Origin of the sequence: Arthrobacter sp. USHLN218 (genome assembly GCF_037144715.1) — a bacterium.
GTDB lineage: Bacteria > Actinomycetota > Actinomycetes > Actinomycetales > Micrococcaceae > Crystallibacter.
Genome location: NZ_JBBCYT010000003.1, coordinates 438,644 through 455,119, shown reverse-complemented (window position 1 = coordinate 455,119; position 16,476 = coordinate 438,644). Strand labels below are relative to the sequence as shown.

General features: G+C 69.4%; 14 protein-coding genes. 10 read left to right on the top strand and 4 right to left on the bottom strand.

Features of this window, described 5'->3' with window-relative positions:
- Positions 1-133 precede the first annotated feature (133 nt).
- The 4 genes from acnA to WFH44_RS09390 all read left to right on the top strand — a co-directional run bounded on the left by acnA (position 134) and on the right by WFH44_RS09390 (position 6,156).
- Positions 134-2,935: an aconitate hydratase AcnA gene (acnA, locus tag WFH44_RS09405; RefSeq protein ID WP_336713554.1), complete on the top strand. Its 2,802-nt coding sequence runs from the start codon at positions 134-136 to the stop codon at positions 2,933-2,935.
- 142 nt (positions 2,936-3,077) lie between these two features.
- Entirely contained in the window at positions 3,078-5,051 is a 1,974-nt protein-coding gene (dxs, locus tag WFH44_RS09400) for a 1-deoxy-D-xylulose-5-phosphate synthase (protein ID WP_336713553.1), read from the top strand.
- Positions 5,048-5,599 carry a DUF402 domain-containing protein gene (locus WFH44_RS09395; protein ID WP_336713552.1) on the top strand — a complete coding sequence of 184 codons (552 nt, stop codon included), beginning with the start codon at positions 5,048-5,050 and terminating at the stop codon, positions 5,597-5,599. The genes dxs and WFH44_RS09395 overlap by 4 nt, the downstream gene beginning before the upstream one ends.
- Entirely contained in the window at positions 5,596-6,156 is a 561-nt protein-coding gene (locus tag WFH44_RS09390; protein ID WP_336713551.1) for a hypothetical protein, read from the top strand. The genes WFH44_RS09395 and WFH44_RS09390 overlap by 4 nt, the downstream gene beginning before the upstream one ends.
- Before the next feature lie 18 nt (positions 6,157-6,174).
- Here WFH44_RS09390 and WFH44_RS09385 read toward each other — a convergent pair whose 3' ends face one another.
- Positions 6,175-6,768, bottom strand: a complete 594-nt coding sequence (locus tag WFH44_RS09385; protein ID WP_336713550.1) for a mismatch-specific DNA-glycosylase — start codon at positions 6,766-6,768, stop codon at positions 6,175-6,177.
- 136 nt (positions 6,769-6,904) lie between these two features.
- Positions 6,905-8,332, bottom strand: a complete 1,428-nt coding sequence (gene argG / locus WFH44_RS09380; RefSeq protein WP_336713549.1) for an argininosuccinate synthase — start codon at positions 8,330-8,332, stop codon at positions 6,905-6,907.
- A gap of 157 nt (positions 8,333-8,489) precedes the next feature.
- Between argG and WFH44_RS09375 the strand changes: the two genes are divergently transcribed.
- From WFH44_RS09375 to WFH44_RS09355, 5 genes are all read left to right on the top strand, one after another.
- Positions 8,490-9,464 (top strand): aldo/keto reductase, encoded by a 975-nt coding sequence (locus WFH44_RS09375; RefSeq protein ID WP_336713548.1) that lies wholly within the window; start codon positions 8,490-8,492, stop codon positions 9,462-9,464.
- Between the two features lie 7 nt (positions 9,465-9,471).
- On the top strand, positions 9,472-10,515 hold the full coding sequence (locus tag WFH44_RS09370; protein WP_336713547.1) for a nucleoside hydrolase: 1,044 nt from the start codon (positions 9,472-9,474) through the stop codon (positions 10,513-10,515).
- A gap of 61 nt (positions 10,516-10,576) precedes the next feature.
- Complete coding sequence (locus tag WFH44_RS09365) at positions 10,577-11,365, top strand: ECF transporter S component (RefSeq protein WP_336713546.1); 789 nt, start codon at positions 10,577-10,579, stop codon at positions 11,363-11,365.
- Positions 11,366-11,380: 15 nt separating this feature from the next.
- The gene (locus WFH44_RS09360) at positions 11,381-12,115 is read left to right on the top strand and encodes an energy-coupling factor transporter transmembrane component T family protein (protein ID WP_336713545.1); all 735 of its coding nucleotides are present in this window, start codon (positions 11,381-11,383) and stop codon (positions 12,113-12,115) included.
- Complete coding sequence (locus WFH44_RS09355) at positions 12,115-13,722, top strand: ABC transporter ATP-binding protein (RefSeq protein ID WP_336713544.1); 1,608 nt, start codon at positions 12,115-12,117, stop codon at positions 13,720-13,722. Before WFH44_RS09360 ends, WFH44_RS09355 begins: the two co-directional genes overlap by 1 nt.
- 59 nt (positions 13,723-13,781) lie before the next feature.
- Here the strand turns inward: WFH44_RS09355 and WFH44_RS09350 are convergent, their stop codons facing one another.
- Entirely contained in the window at positions 13,782-14,102 is a 321-nt protein-coding gene (locus WFH44_RS09350) for an ArsR/SmtB family transcription factor (RefSeq protein WP_336713543.1), read from the bottom strand.
- Positions 14,103-14,104: 2 nt separating this feature from the next.
- Positions 14,105-14,572: an ATPase gene (locus WFH44_RS09345; RefSeq protein WP_336713542.1), complete on the bottom strand. Its 468-nt coding sequence runs from the start codon at positions 14,570-14,572 to the stop codon at positions 14,105-14,107.
- Between the two features lie 194 nt (positions 14,573-14,766).
- On the opposite strand from WFH44_RS09345, the gene WFH44_RS09340 reads away from it, so the two are divergent.
- Positions 14,767-16,461 (top strand): amidohydrolase, encoded by a 1,695-nt coding sequence (locus tag WFH44_RS09340; RefSeq protein ID WP_336713541.1) that lies wholly within the window; start codon positions 14,767-14,769, stop codon positions 16,459-16,461.
- The last annotated feature ends 15 nt before the right edge of the window (positions 16,462-16,476 follow it).

The window sequence follows — 16,476 nt, the reverse complement described above, 5'->3', positions numbered from 1 at the left end:
CTGCCCAAGGGCTGCGGGGATAGGCTGGCAACAGCTCTGCCGCAATCCAGCCGCACGCTTGCCGATTAGGCCCGCCTAACTGGCGGGGCGTCCGGACGGGCAACAAAGATGTGAATGGCGAGAGGAGTCCCCTGTGAGCAATGTGGACAGCTTCGGTTCCAAAGGCGCGTTGAACGTCGGCGGTACCGAATACGAAATTTTCCGGCTGAATTCGATCGAAGGCGCCGACAGCCTTCCGTTCAGCCTCAAGGTTCTCCTGGAGAACCTGCTGCGCACCGAAGACGGTGCCAACATCACCGCGGACCATGTCCGCGCCCTGGCCGGCTGGGATCCCAAGGCCCAGCCGAACACCGAAATCCAGTTCACGCCCGCCCGCGTGATCATGCAGGACTTCACCGGCGTTCCCTGCGTGGTCGACCTGGCCACCATGCGCGAGGCCGTGAAGGAGCTCGGCGGCGACCCGAAGCGCGTGAACCCGCTGGCACCGGCCGAGATGGTCATCGACCACTCCGTCCAGATCGATGTCTTCGGCAACGCCCAGGCGGTCGAGCGCAACATGGAGATCGAGTACCAGCGCAACGGCGAGCGTTACCAGTTCCTGCGCTGGGGCCAGACCGCGTTCGACGACTTCAAGGTTGTCCCCCCGGGCACCGGCATCGTTCACCAGGTCAACATCGAATACCTGGCCCGCACGGTCATGACCCGCGAAGTAGTCGAAGACGGGCAGGCCAAGCTCCGTGCCTACCCGGACACCTGCGTCGGCACCGACTCCCACACCACCATGGTCAACGGCCTGGGCGTGCTGGGCTGGGGCGTCGGCGGCATCGAGGCCGAGGCTGCCATGCTCGGCCAGCCCGTCTCGATGCTGATCCCGCGCGTTGTCGGCTTCAAGCTCACCGGCGAAATCCCCGCCGGCGCCACCGCCACCGACGTGGTGCTGACCATCACCGAGATGCTGCGCAAGCACGGCGTCGTCGGCAAGTTCGTCGAGTTCTACGGCGAGGGCGTCGCGGCCGTGCCGCTGGCCAACCGCGCCACGATCGGCAACATGAGCCCCGAATTCGGCTCGACCGCCGCCATGTTCCCGATCGACGACGTCACCCTGGACTACCTGCGCCTGACCGGCCGCTCCGAGGAGAACATCGCCCTCGTCGAGGCCTACACCAAGGAGCAGGGCCTCTGGCACGACCCGAGCCGCGAGCTGCGCTTCTCCGAGTACCTCGAGCTGGACCTGTCCACGGTTGTGCCGTCGATCGCCGGCCCGAAGCGTCCCCAGGACCGCATCGAGCTCAGCGCCTCCAAGGACCAGTTCCGCAAGGACCTGCACAACTACGTCAAGGCAGCCAACGAGGACGCCCTGGACGAGGCACTCGAAGAGAGCTTCCCCGCCTCGGACGCTCCGGCGATGACTTCGACCGTCCGCCACTCGGCAGCCGCGAACTCCGACGGCCGCCCGACCAAGGCGGTCGACGTCAAGATGGAGGACGGCCGCGAGTTCGTGCTGGACCACGGCGCGGTCACCATCGCCTCGATCACCTCCTGCACCAACACGTCCAACCCGTCGGTGATGCTGGCGGCCGCGGTGCTGGCGCGCAACGCCGTCGACAAGGGCCTGACCTCCAAGCCGTGGGTCAAGACGTCTGTCGCCCCCGGCTCCAAGGTCGTCACCGAGTACTACGAGAAGTCCGGCCTGGTGCCCTACCTTGAGAAGCTCGGCTTCTTCACCGTGGGCTATGGCTGCGCGACCTGCATCGGCAACTCGGGACCGCTCGAAAGCGAGATCTCCGAGGCCATTCAGGCCAACGACCTCTCCGTGACCGCGGTGCTCTCGGGCAACCGCAACTTCGAGGGCCGGATCAACCCGGACGTCAAGATGAACTACCTGGCCTCGCCGCCGCTGGTCATCGCGTACGCCCTGGCCGGTTCCATGGACTTCGACTTCGAGAAGGACGCGCTCGGCACGGACTCCGAAGGCAACGAGGTCTTCCTGAAGGACATCTGGCCGAGCCCGACCGAAGTCCAGGCCATCATCGACTCCTCGATCGACGAAGAGATGTTCGCCAAGGGCTATGACGGCGTGTTCGACGGCGACGACCGCTGGCGTGCACTCGAGACCCCGCTGGGCGACACCTTCGCCTGGGCAGATGACTCGACCTACGTGCGCAAGCCTCCGTACTTCGAGGGCATGAAGGCGCAGCCGGAGCCCGTTACGAACATCAGCGGTGCCCGCGTGCTGGCCAAGCTGGGCGACTCCGTGACCACGGACCACATCAGCCCGGCGGGCTCCTTCAAGTCCGACAGCCCGGCAGGCCGCTACCTGCTGGAGCACGGCGTGGAGCGCAAGGACTTCAACTCCTACGGATCCCGCCGAGGCAACCACGAGGTGATGATCCGCGGCACCTTCGCCAACATCCGGCTGAAGAACCTGCTGCTGGACGGCGTGGAGGGCGGTTTCACCCGCGACTTCACGCAGACCGGCGGGCCCCAGGCCTACATCTACGACGCCGCGATGAACTACCAGGCCGCCGGCACCCCGCTGGTCGTCCTGGCCGGCAAGGAGTACGGCTCCGGCTCGTCCCGCGACTGGGCAGCCAAGGGTACCGCCCTGCTGGGCGTCAAGGCCGTCATCGCCGAGAGCTTCGAGCGCATCCACCGCTCGAACCTGATCGGTATGGGCGTGCTGCCGCTGCAGTTCCCGGCCGGCGAGAGCGCTGCCTCGCTGGGCCTGTCCGGCACCGAGACCTTCGCGATCGAGGGAGTGACCGAATTGAACAACGGCACCACCCCGAAGACCCTGAAGGTCACCGCCACCGACGAAGACGGAAAGGTCACCATGTTCGACGCGGTCGTGAGAATCGACACGCCGGGCGAAGCCGACTACTACCGCAACGGCGGCATCCTGCAGTACGTTCTGCGTCAGCTGACCGCGGCCTAAGCGCGTTCGGCCCCAACGCAGCGGGCCCCCGGCAATCCGTCCTTCGGGCGGGCCGGGGGCCCGCTGCGCGTTATGGTTAAGTGTTGGCCACCGCGAAGTCTTCAGCGCGCGGAGGCAGTCTAGACACGGCAAGGGAGGCACTATGGGCCTACTGGAGACAATCCGTAATCCTCAGGACCTCAGCAAGCTCAGCACGACGCAGCTGATGAGCCTGGCGGCGGAGATCCGGCAGTTCCTGATCACGAATGTCGCCCAGACCGGCGGGCACCTCGGCCCGAACCTCGGCGTGGTGGAGCTGACGCTGGGGATCCACCGTGTCTTCGATTCCCCGCGGGACAGCATTGTCTTCGACACCGGGCACCAGTCGTACGTGCACAAGCTCCTCACGGGGCGGCAGGACTTTTCCACGCTCCGGCAGCAGGGCGGCCTGTCGGGCTACCCGGACCGCGCCGAATCCATCCACGACATCGTCGAGTCTTCGCACGCGTCGTCCTCCCTGTCCTGGGCGGACGGCATCTCGCGCGCGCGGCAGCTGAACGGCGAGGGGGAGCGGTACGTCGTGGTCATGATCGGTGACGGCGCCCTGACCGGCGGCATGGCCTGGGAGGCCATCAACAACATCGCCGCGGACAAGAGCCGCCGCGTGGTCATCGTCGTCAACGACAACGGCCGGTCCTACGCCCCGACCATCGGCGGCCTCGCGGACCAGCTGGCCGCGCTCCGCGCCACGATCGACAGGGTCCGCACCCACAAGGCCTACGAGGGCACGCTCGACTGGTGGAAGCGGCGCCTGCAGAACGGCGGCCTGCTGAGCCAGCTGGCCTACAAGAGCCTGCACGCCGCCAAGAAGGGCCTCAAGGACTGGTGGGCCCCGCAGGGCCTGTTCGAAGACCTGGGCATGAAGTACATCGGCCCCATCGACGGCCATGACATGGCGTCCGTGGAGGATGCGCTGACCCAGGCCCGCAAGTACGGCGGCCCCGTGATCGTGCACGCCATGACGGAGAAGGGGCGCGGCTACGCGCCCGCCCGCGCCCATGAAGCGGACCAGTTCCACGCCGTCGGGGTCATCGACCCGGAAACCGGCGAGCCGCTGGACGCCGGCGGCGTGCAGTCGTGGACGTCCGTGTTTTCCGAGGAGATCGCGGCCATCGCGGACGAGCGTCCGGACATCGTCGGCATCACCGGTGCCATGCTGATCCCGGTGGGCCTGCACAAGATGGCCGCCAAGCACCCGGACCGGGTGTTCGACGTCGGCATCGCGGAGCAGCACGCCCTCACCAGCGCCGCGGGCATGGCCTTTGGCGGGCTGCACCCGGTGGTCGCGGTGTACGCGTCCTTCCTGAACCGCGCCTTCGACCAGCTGCTGATGGATGTCGCGCTGCACAAGGCCGGTGTGACCGTGGTGCTGGACCGCGCCGGCGTCACCGGGCCGGACGGACCCAGCCACCACGGCATGTGGGACCTGTCGATGCTCCAGATCGTCCCGGGGCTGCACCTGGCCGCGCCCCGCGACGCCACCCGGCTGCGCGAGGAACTGCGCGAGGCGGTGGCCATCAATGACGCGCCCACCGTGGTGCGTTTCTCCAAGGGCTCCGTGGGCGAGGAAGTCCGGGCCATCGAACGGCTCTCCGACGGCGTGGACGTGCTCGCGCGCCGCCCCTCCGGATCCACCGAGAACGACGTCCTCATCGTCAGCGTCGGCGCCATGGGCGAGCTGGCGCTGGAGGTTTCCAACCGGCTCGGGGCCCAGGGCATCAGTTCCACCGTGGTGGATCCGCGCTGGGTACTGCCGGTTCCGCCGTCGATCATTTCCCTGGCCGCCCGGCACCGGATCGTCATCGTCGTCGAGGACGGTGTCCGCGCCGGCGGCGTCGGGTCGAGGATCCGCCAGGAAATGCGCGCGGCCGGCGTGGATACCGCGCTGAACGAGGTCGGCCTCCCGGTAGAGTTCCTCGCGCACGGCACGCGTGCCCAGGTGATGGAGCGGGTGGGGCTCACCGCGCAGCAGGTGACGCACGACGTCGTTGCCCAGGTTTTGGGCACGAAGGTTCCGTTCGCGCGGCCGTTGCCGGGGCAGGAACTGCCCACCGGACAGATCCCGAAGATCCAGTGAGGGAACCGGATTCCATCGACCGTGGCCAGCTGGTCGTGCTTCGCAACCGCAAATGGAACGGCACGCCGCACTGGGTGGTCCCCGGCGAATACCTCGGCCGCGACGGCTTCGGGCACTGGATCTGGCAGCCGGAGGGCTCCTTCGTGTCCAAGCCCGGCTACGGTTTCTACGCGGCCTCCGATGCGCTGGTCATGGTGCCGCACAGCGGGGACCATGTGGTCACGTTCTTCGACGAGCTGCACCCCAAGGACGTGGAGATCTATGTCGACATCGCCACGGACATCCGCTGGAGCGAACTGCACGCGGGGCGCGGATTCGAGGTGACCCTCGTCGACATGGACCTGGACGTCATCAGGACTTTCAACGGACCCGGCACGTGGATCGACGACGAGGACGAGTTCTCCGCCCACCAGGCGTCCATGTCCTACCCCGGGCCGGTGATCGAGGCGATGCGCGCCGAGGCCGACAGGATCTACGCAGCGGTGCGGGACCGGACGGCTCCCTTCGACGGCACGGCGGCACACTGGTTCAGGAAGGCACGGGCATGAATTTCCTCCGTTTCTACAAGCGTCTCGACGACGGCACTTTGGTGTTCCGGGAGGCCTGGTTCGACGAGGACTACGCCCAGTTCGTGGTCAACCACGGCACGGTCGGGCACCAGAGCAGCACCAAGGAGACCCGCGACGTCACGGCCGAGGCCGCCGGCGGGCTGCTGGACGCCTTCGGGCAGCAGTGCGCAGAGGACGGCTACGCCGAGATCCCGGCGGAGGAACAGTCCACGGTAGTAGCCCAGTACGCGCTGAAGACCGCGGGCGGCAGCGAGCGGGACCGCTACCTCGAGGACAAGGCCCGGCGCGCCATCACCGAGTTCTTCGCCTGGCGCGGCCTCGGCACCGTGGACCGCACCGAGTTCGCCCCGCACAAGCTGAACATCTTCTGCCTGGCCCCGGACGCCGCGAAGGCCGTGGCGGGCCTGAAGGTGTGCCTGCGCGAGGCCAAGCTGGACTTCACCAAGCTGAGCATTGCCGCGGCGCCGCCGCAGGACCGGGCCGCCCTGAAGCAGAAGCACCCGCTGCCCGCCAAGGCGCCGTTCAGCCTGGGCTGACCGGAGGCGCTCCTTCGGCTACGCCTCGCCGGCGGCGCCGTTTCCGGGCAGGCACAGGCCTGCGGCGCGGGCGGCGGCACGATACGCATCCGCCAGGCTGGCCACGCTCTCATGCGCGTTCAGCCCGCTGGGATTGGGCACGGCCCACAACTCGGCCCCGGCGATCGTCTCGGGCTGCCGTCCGAGCGTCGCCTTCGGCCTGCCGAACCCGACGCGGTACGCGGTGATCCCGGCCACCGCCACGACGCGCGGGCCAAGTGCTGTGACCTTTGCGGCGAGGCGGTCCGCTCCGTCCCTGAGCTCCGCGGCCTCCAGCTCGTCGGCCCTCGCCGTGGCCCGGGCGACGATATTGGTAATGCCCACGCCGCGGGCCACCAGGTGGCTGCGGTCCGCGTCCGCCATGCCGTCTCCCGCACGGATCAGGTGGTCCGTGATGCCGGCGGCCGCCAGGGCGGGGTAGAAGCGGTTGCCCGGCCGCGCGAAGTGGGTGGCCGTCGCCGCCGACCACAGGCCGGGATTGATGCCCACGAAGAGCAGGCGCAGCCCCGGGCCCAGCAGGTCCGGCACCGTGGCGTCGCGGTAGCTGAGCAGTTCGTCACGGGTAAAGCGCACGGCCCCACTCTTTCACGCACCAGCCGTCCGAGGCGAAGCGCCGGGTACGGCAAGGCCCGGTGGCCCGCCTCGCAGGCGGGAACACCGGGCCCTCGTCCGCCGGCGCGTACGACGGCGGAAGTTACCTCTAGTGCGATCAGTCCGTTCCGGCGTCGAACGCTGCGCGGTCCAGGGCCTCATCCGCCGCCCGGTCCGCCTCGTCCACCCGCTGGGTGTCTGCGATCTCGTTGGCTCCGCCGGCCTCCAGTGCGCCGACCAGTTCCGCGGTCGGTCCGCCGACGAGTCCCTGCACGGCGTACTGCTCCAGGCGCGACCGCGAGTCCGCGATGTCCAGGTTGCGCATGGTCAGCTGGCCGATCCGGTCCAGCGGCCCGAAGGCGGCGTCCCCGACGCGCTCCATGGAGAGCTTGTCCGGGTGGTAGCTCAGGTGTGGTCCGGCGGTGTCCAGGATGGTGTAGTCCTCGCCGCGGCGCAGGCGCAGGGTGACCTCGCCGGTCACGGCCGAGCCGACCCACTTCTGCAGCGACTCGCGCAGCATCAGCGACTGCGGGTCCAGCCAGCGGCCCTCGTACATCAGGCGGCCCAGGCGGCGGCCCTCGGCGTAGTAGTTGGCCACGGTGTCTTCGTTGTGGATGGCGTTGAGCAGCCGCTCGTAGGCGATGTGCAGCAGGGCCATGCCCGGGGCTTCGTAGATGCCGCGGCTCTTGGCCTCGATGATGCGGTTCTCGATCTGGTCGCTCATGCCCAGGCCGTGGCGGCCGCCGATGGCGTTCGCCTCGTTGACGAGGGCGACAGCGTCTGCGTATTCGGTGCCGTTGATGGCCACCGGACGGCCCGCCTCGAAGCGGATCGTGACGTCCTCGGTGGCGATCTCGACGTCGTCGCGCCAGAAGGCGACGCCCATGATGGGCTCGACGGCCTCGAGGCTCGTGTCCAGGTGCTCCAGCGTCTTGGCCTCGTGCGTGGCGCCCCAGATGTTGGCGTCGGTGCTGTAGGCCTTCTCCGCGGAGTCGCGGTAGGGGAAGTCATGCGCGGTGAGCCACTCGGACATTTCCTTGCGGCCGCCCAGCTCTGCGACGAACTTCGGGTCGAGCCAAGGCTTGTAGATGCGCAGGCGCGGGTGCGCCAGGAGCCCGTAGCGGTAGAACCGCTCGATGTCGTTGCCCTTGTAGGTGGAGCCGTCGCCCCAGATGTCCACGCCGTCTTCGCGCATGGCACGCACCAGCAGGGTGCCGGTGACCGCGCGGCCCAGCGGGGTGGTGTTGAAGTAGGCGCGCCCGGCGCTGCGGATGTGGAAGGCGCCGCAGGCCAGCGCGGCCAGGCCTTCCTCCACCAGGGCGGGCTTGCAGTCGACCAGGCGGGAGAGCTCCGCGCCGTATTCGGCCGCACGTCCGGGAACGGCGTCGATGTCCGGCTCGTCGTACTGACCGAGGTCCGCGGTGTAGGTGTAGGGCACGGCGCCGCCGTCGCGCATCCACGCAACTGCCACGGAAGTATCGAGTCCGCCGGAGAAGGCGATGCCGACGCGTTCGCCGACGGGAAGAGAAGTGAGAACTTTGGCCATGCTCTCGATAATAGGTGCACCGGGCGCCAAAGGCCGAAGCGGCCGCCCGTTAGCGGCTTCGTGACGTGCGCGAAATCACCACTGCACCCGGTTTCGGGCCGGCACGCGGGGGTAGGATGCGAGGCGGGTTACATAGGCCAACGCGAAGGAACCAAGGATGGAATACCGCAGACTCGGCAACTCAGGTCTCACTGTCTCCGCTGTGGGGCTCGGCTGCAACAACCTGGGCCGTGCCGGCACGCCCACGGAGAGCCAGGAAGGCACGGACGCCGTCGTGCACGCGGCGCTGGAGGCCGGCGTCACGCTGTTCGACGTCGCGGACAGCTACGGGAAGGAGCCCGGGCTGAGCGAGGAGTTCCTGGGGCGGGCCCTGGGGCAGCGGCGGGATGACGTCGTCGTCGCCACCAAATTCGGCATGGACATGCGCGGGGCCAACGGCGAGGATTTCGGCGCCCGCGGGTCGCGGCGCTACATCGTCAAGGCCGCCGAGGCCTCGCTGCGGCGGCTGGGCACGGACTGGATCGACCTCTACCAATTCCACACCCCGGACCCGCTGACGCCGATCGAGGAGACCCTCTCGGCCCTGGACGACCTGGTCCGGGCCGGCAAGGTGCGCTACATCGGGCACTCCAACCGTGCCGGCTGGCAGATCGCCGAGGCCGAGTTCACCGCCCGGATGCATGGCTTTACACGCTTCGTCTCCAGCCAGAACCACTACAACCTGCTGGACCGCCGGGCGGAGCTCGAGGTCACCCCGGCGGCCGAGGCCTACGGGCTGGGCGTACTGCCGTACTTTCCGCTGGCCAACGGGCTGCTGACCGGCAAGTACAAGGAAGGCAAGGCGCCCGAAGGCAGCCGGCTGAGCCATTCGCGCACCAACCTGCTCCAGGACGCCGACTGGGAACAGCTCGGGGCGTTCTCCAAGTTCGCGGCGGACCGCGGGCTGGCGGAGATCGAGGTGGCCTTCTCCTGGCTGGCGTCCCGGCCGTCGGTCGCTTCCGTGATCGCCGGAGCCACCAAGCCGGAGCAGATCCGGCAGAACGCCTCGTCCGCCGGCTGGAAGCCGACGGCCGAGGACCTGGCGGCGCTGGACGAAATCTTCCCCACGGTGCCCAAGGTCGCGCTCTTCTAGGCCTGGCGTGCGCATCATCTTCGACAATGACACCGGGATCGACGACGCCCTGGCGCTCGTGTACCTGCTGAGCCGGCCCGACGTCGACCTGGCGGCGATCACCTGTTCAGCCGGCAACGTGTCGGCCGAACAGGTGGCCCGGAACAACCTCGCCCTGCTGCGGCTGTGCGGACGGCCCCAGGTGGAGGTGGCGGCCGGGGCGGGCGATCCGCTCTCCATTCCGTTGGTCACCACCCCGGAGACGCATGGCGAGCAGGGCCTGGGCTACGCGGAACTGGCCGCTGGCTCCGCGCACGTATCGCGCCGCTCCGCCGTCGACCTCTGGATCGAGGAGGTGCGCCGTGCCCCTGGGCAACTGACGGCGCTGCTGACCGCACCGCTGACCAACTTCGCGCTGGCGCTGCGCCGCGACCCGGAGCTGCCGCGGCTGCTCAAGCGCACCGTGATCATGGGCGGCTGCTACTTCTACCAGGGCAACACCACGCCCACCGCCGAATGGAACACCCACGTGGACCCGCACGCGGCCGCCGAGGTCTTCGCCGCGTTCGAGGGGCTGCCGGAGGAGCAGCTGCCCATCGTCTGCGCGCTGGAGACCACCGAGCGGATCGAGCTGCAGCCGGCGCATGTGGCCCGGCTCGCCAGGGAGTCCGGCTGCGCCGAGGAGGAGCTGGTGGGCCCGGAAGATGCTCCGGGGGCCCGCAGCACGGCCTCCAGCCCGCTGGTCCGCTTCCTCTCGGACGCGCTGCGCTTCTATTTCGAATTCCACCGCCAGTACGACCAGGGCTACGTCGCGCACGTGCATGACGTCTTTGCGGCGGCCGTTGCCGCCGGGACCGTCGAGTACCGCGCCCGGCCGGCCACCGTGCACGTCGAGACGGCACCGGGTCCGCTGGTGGGCACCACGGTCGCCGACTACCGCGGGCTGTGGGGGAGGAAGCCGAACGCGCGCATCGTGAGCTGGAATGATCCTCCGGCGGTGTTCGACGAAGTCCTCGGTTCCATCGCCGCCCTGGCCCGCCAGCTGGAAGGGCAGGCCGGGCCGGTTCGGTAGAATGGGTCACCGGGTCGAGGTGACATAGGCCCATTCCCGCCAGCTTTACCCAGGAAGACCTATGTCCAATTCCCTGATCCTGCCCGCCCGGTCCGGCGTCACGCTGCGCTCCCGGCTGCTGCCGCTGCTCGGCGCGGCCCTCATCGCCGCCACTTACGCCATGCTCGTGCTGCTCCAGCCCTCGGAGGCCGCCGCGGGGCTCACCAGCTGGCCGGCCGTCGTGGCCTTCGCCGGCTATTTGTCCGGTGCCGTCCTGCTGCTGGCCGGCGTCCTGCCGCAGCTGCCGGCCTCCGTCCTGACCATCATCCCCGTGGGCCTCGTGCTTAACATCGTGCTCGGCCAGTTCGTCGGCAGCACGCTAGTGCCGCTCTACCTGGATTCCATCGGCACCGTGCTGGTGGGGCTGCTCGCGGGCCGCGCCGCCGGCGCTGCCACCGGGGTGCTCGGTTCGCTCGTCTGGTCCCTGTTCAACCCCACCGTGCTGCCCTTCGCCGCGGGCGCGGCGGTGGTCGGCTTCCTGGCCGGTTCCGTCGGCACGCTGGTGCTGCGCCGCGCCTGGCTGGCTCCGGTCGCCGGGTTCCTCGCCGGTATCGTCGCCGCCGTGGTCTCCGCGCCGGTCGCGGCTTTCGTCTACGGCGGCACGTCCGGCGCCGCGACGGGCGCCATCGTGGGCATGTTCCGCGCCATGGGCGATTCGCTGCTCGCCTCGGTGACCAAGCAGGCGCTGATCTCCGACCCGGCGGACAAGGCGGTGGCCTTCCTGGTCGCCGCCCTGCTGGTGCTGGCCCTGCCGCGGCAGATCCGGCTGCAGTTCCCGCTTCCGCGCCGCGCCGCCGCGGACCGGGACTGACCTGGCGCACGCACGATGGCGCGCCTCCATCCATTCACCGGCTTGGCGTTCGCGGGCTCCGCTGCCCTGGTCAGCCTGGCCGCCGATCGCTGGTGGCTGAGCCTTGCCATCGTGGCCGCGTGCCTGGTGCTGGCCCGCCGCCGCGGCATCACCCGGCGCCTGGCGGGCACGGCCGCCGCGGTGCTGGTACCGCTCTGGCTCTCCCAGCTGCTGGTGCACGCGGTGTTCGACCGGACCGGCAGCCACGTGCTCCTCGCCGGGGGACCAGTGCGGCTGACCGTGGAGGGATTGACGACGGCGGGCGGTCTGGGGCTGCGGGTGGCGGCCTTCGCCACGGTGTTCCTGCTCTACTCGCTGACCGTGGACCGTTACGCGCTCGTCCGGGCGCTTGACCAGTCCGGAATGCCCGCCCAGCTCGGCTACATCGTCGCCGCCACCCTGGCGCTGGTGCCCGCCACCTTGGAACGGGCCAGGGCGATTAGCCAGGCGCAGGCGGTCCGAGGCGTCGGGGGCCGCGGCCCCGCAGGTCGCCTCGCTGCGGCCCGGATGCTGGCAGTGCCCCTGGTGCTGGCCAGCCTGCAGGACGCTACGGAGCGCTCCGTGAGCCTGCAGCTGCGAGGTTTCCCCGCCGGCCCCAAGCGCACCCAGTACGTCACGGTGAGCGCCCGCAGGTGGGAGCGGCCGGTCGCCGCCGTGGTGCTGTGCACAGCCGCCGCCCTGGTGGTGTTCCTCCTGGCCGGGGCACGCTGATGGAACTGGACCTCGAACACTATTGGCATCAGGGGCATGCTGCCCCCGCGCTGTCCGGCATCCGGCTGGCGATCGAACCGGGCACGCTGACCGTTGTTGCCGGCGGCTCCGGGAGCGGCAAAAGCACGCTCGCCGGCATCCTGGCCGGCAGCCTGCCCGGGCGGACCGGAGGGCGGATGGCCGGCACCGTCCGCCTCGCCGGGGAGCAGGTGGAATACGACGGCGGCGCGGAACCACCCGCCGTCGACCTCCGCCGATGGTCCCGCCAGGTGTCCTGCGTGCCGCAGGACGCCCGGAACTACCTGTCCCAGGTGCGCCCCACCGTCGCGGAAGAGCTCGCCTTCAGCCTGGAGAACGCCGGCCTGCCGCTCGAAGCGATGCGGAAGCGCGTGCATGCGGCCGCCGGACTGTTCGGCCTCGACCACCTGCTGCCGCGCCACCCCGCGCGGCTTTCCGGCGGGCAGGAACGGCTCGTCGCCATCGCCGCGGCCGCCGTAGTCGCGGCACCGGTGCTGGTGCTCGACGAACCACTGGCCGGACTCGACCGGGAGGCGGCCGCCCGGGTGGCCGCCGCGGTGCGGGAACTGCGGGACGCTGGCACCGCCGTCGTCCTCCTCACCCAGATGCTGGATGAGCTGGCGGGAGAAGCAGGACAGCTGCTGCTGCTGAAGGAAGGGTCCGTGGTGGCTGAGGGCCTGGCGGGTGCGCGGCGCGAAGCCGCCGCCGCAGGTGTTGTCGGGGGCGCGGGGCGGTTCGATGCCGGCGTGGCCGCGGGTCCGGGGAGATGCGACGCCGCGGGAGGAATTCCGGGCACCGGGCAGTCCGGCGCCGCCCGAGAAGCGGTGAATGCTCCCGGCCCGGAGGTCCTGCTGTCCTATCGGGAAGTCGGCTTCAGTTACCCCGCGGAGGATGCGGCCGGGCCGGACGGCCTGGCGGCCCCTCGCCCTCGCCGGAGGTTCGGGCGCGCGGCCAGCCGCCCCGGACCGCCCGGGCCGCAGCCGGGCCGTCGGCTGCTGGACGGCGTTTGCATCGACGTACGGGCGGGGGAGTGCGTGGCGCTGACCGGGCCCAACGGTGCCGGGAAGACCACGCTGCTCAAGATGGCGCTCGGGTTGGTGCGGCCGGACACAGGTGCCGTCATCCTGGCCGGCCGCGACGTCGCGCGCACTGGCCCGGGCGCGGCCGAACTGGCTTCCTCCGCGGGCTTGCTCTTCCAGAACCCGGCCGACCAGCTGTTTGAGCGGACCGTGCGCCGGGAGGTCGGATTCGGTCCGAAAGGGGCGCGGCCCGGGCAGGACGCAGTAGAGGCCGCTCTGTCGGACTGCGGTCTGGCGGACCTGGCCGACGGGCACCCCTACGAGCTGCCCGCCTCGGGGCGCCGCCTGGTCGCGCTCGCCACGGTGCTGGCCAGGCGCCCCCGGGTGCTCATCCTCGACGAGCCCACCGTGTCACTGGACGGGCAGGGCCGCGAAGTCCTGGCCCGGGTCCTCGCGGCGGCGACAGGGCGCGGCGCGGCAGTCCTGCTGTCGACGCATGATCTGGCCTTTGCCCGGGAGAACTGCCACCGGACCGTGGAATTGGGAAGTCGCGCAGCCGCGCGGCGCTAGCGCCGGCCGCCGTGGCTGCGCCGCCTGACCGAGCCGGGGCCGGCCGGGCTCGCCGCGGCTCACTGTTCCGACTCGGCGAGTTCCTTGATGCTCGAGAGCCGGCGGTCCCAGGCTGAGCCGATACGTTCCAGGTCGCGGCCGAGCGAACTCAGGCGGTCGCCGAGGACGCTGTAGCGGACTTCGCGCCCGCGGCGGGCCGCTTCCACGAGTCCTGCCGCCTGCAGCACATCGAGATGCTTGACGATGGCCTGCCGGCTGATCGGGAACCCGGCGGCCAAAGCCGAGGCGGAGGCCGGTGCCGTGCCCAGCGTCGTCAGGATCTGCCAGCGGGTCTCGTCGCCCAGCGCCGCGAAGACCGGCGCCAGTTGGGCTGCCGGCACCGCTAGCCGGCGCTTTCCGCGGCCGTAGCCGCAAGGAATGACCGGGCGGCGGCCAGTTCGATGTTCCAGCCCTCGGTATTCTCCTGGAGGGCCTTGCGCCGCTTTTCCTCACCGCCGGGCAGCGTGGAGAAGCCGCTCTCGACCACACGGAGGGTCACGCCACCCTGGGGCCGCTCGTCGATCCAAAACTCCACGAGCGTCGACTCCTCCTCCCGGAAGCCCTCGCTCGCGGAGCCTGCGAGCCAGCGGAATGCGGCATAGCGCGGCTCCTCGAGTTTCACGGTCCGGATTGGAAACGCTCCGTGGACAGGGTCATGCACGATGTCCACATCGCCGGCCCGTTCAATCCGATGGTCGATGATGGTTCCGTTGTTGATGTACCAGCCAGGTACCGACACAAGCTGCCACACGCGCTCGGCGCTGGCCTCGATGTCGATCTGCCGCTCGATCCGGTCCAGTGTTCCGTCCATGGCTGTCCCCTTCCGTTGATGTGCAACTCCATGGTTGCAGAAACCAGGCACAGTGTGCAACCTGAAGGTTGCACATCATGGAAATTCTCCTGCCGTAGAAATCAAGTGGCGTGCGCTGGAAGCCAAGTTCCGGCGTCGTGGGCTGGCTAGTCTGTCTTCAACTCGTAGGGTGAGGACGACTAAAGGGGAACGGCATGGTCAGGGAATCAGCGGATCTGCTGCTGCTTAACGGAACTATCGACACGCTGGATGGGGATCTGCCGCGCAGCAGCGCGATGGCAGTCAAGGACGGACTTGTGCTGGCCTTCGGAAGCAGCGCCATGGAGCTGCAGGGACCGGGCACGCAGGTTGTCGACCTTGCCGGCGCCTATGTGATGCCGGGCCTGCTGGACATCCACAATCACCACATGATCGCCGGACAGATGGATCTGTTTGAGCTCGATGCGCCGCCCACGTTGGATCTTGACGGCTTCCTCGCTGCCATCGAAGAGTACGCGGCCACGCTCGGGCCGGAGGAATGGGTGGTCGGCGGCAGCTGGGGATCCGGGCTTATGAACCAGATGAACTCGGCGGAGGCACTGGCCCGGCTTGATGCTGCGACCGGCGGGCGGCCGGCGCTGCTCAAGGACGACTCCAAGCACAACCGCTGGGCCAACTCCCGGGCGCTCGAACTCACGGAAATCGGCGACGGTACCCCGGACCCGGAGGGCGGGCAGATCCTGCGCGATTCCTCCGGCAAGGCGACCGGCGTCCTCATTGAGGCGGGCGGCGTCCTGGTCGAGCACACACTGTCGAGGCTGCAGCCGGTGAGCACTGAACAGTTGGCCCGGGCCGCCAGGCGAGGCATCGAGATCCTGCACTCCTTCGGGGTGACCGCGTTCCAGGACGCGGCCGCGTCGCTTCAGCTGATGAGGGCCCTCAAGCGGCTGGACGACGAGGGTGACCTGGATGCCTGGGTGGTTACGTCCATGCAGGCGAATGACTTCATCCTGGGAACCACCCCGCTGGGTGAGGGCATCATCGAGCACCGGGAGGAAACCCGTTCGCGCCACCACCGGCCGGACTTCATCAAGATCTTCCTGGACGGCGTGCCCCCGGCCGGCACGGCGGCTTTCATCGAGCCCTACCTGCCGGATGCCGGCTTCCCCAAATGCCACTGCGGCACCACGACCATGGACCCGGCCGAGCTCGAGGACTGGCTCATGGGCACAGCTGCCCGCGGAATCTCGGCGAAGATCCACTGCACCGGTGACGCATCGGTGCGGCTCGTCCTCGACACGGTGCAGAACGTTCGGGCCGCAGGCTTTTCCACGCCCAGGTACCACGTCGCGCACGGCCAATTCGTGCATCCTGACGACATCGCGAGGTTCGCGGAGCTGGACGTTACGGCAGACATCTCGCCATCGCTGTGGTTCCCGGGTGTCATTTCCGAAGCCATTGCCACGGTGCTTCCGCCTGAGCGCGCCTCCCGGATGCAGCCCAACCGGGCACTGCTCGACGCCGGCGCAAGGATTGCCGGCGGCTCCGACTGGCCAGTCTCGGTCTCGCCGAACGCTTGGGAGGGGATCTACGGCCTCGTGACACGACAGGACCCGACCGGCCAGTTCCCCGGGACGTTGTGGCCGGAGCAGGCGGTCACACTGGAGGAAGCAATTCGTATCTACACCACGGCGAGTGCAGAGGCGATGGGGGTCGATGACATCACGGGCTCCCTGGTCCCGGGCAAATCCGCGGACTTTATCGTCCTCACGGACGACCCTCACGACATTCCGCTGGATGCCGTTCGCGGTGTCCGCGCCCGCCAGACCTGGTTCGCCGGGCGGAAAGTGTACGACGCCGACGATGCCCGTGCGGCTGCACCGGCCGCCGGGCAGTCCGCCCTGGCCTGAACCGAACTTCGAAAG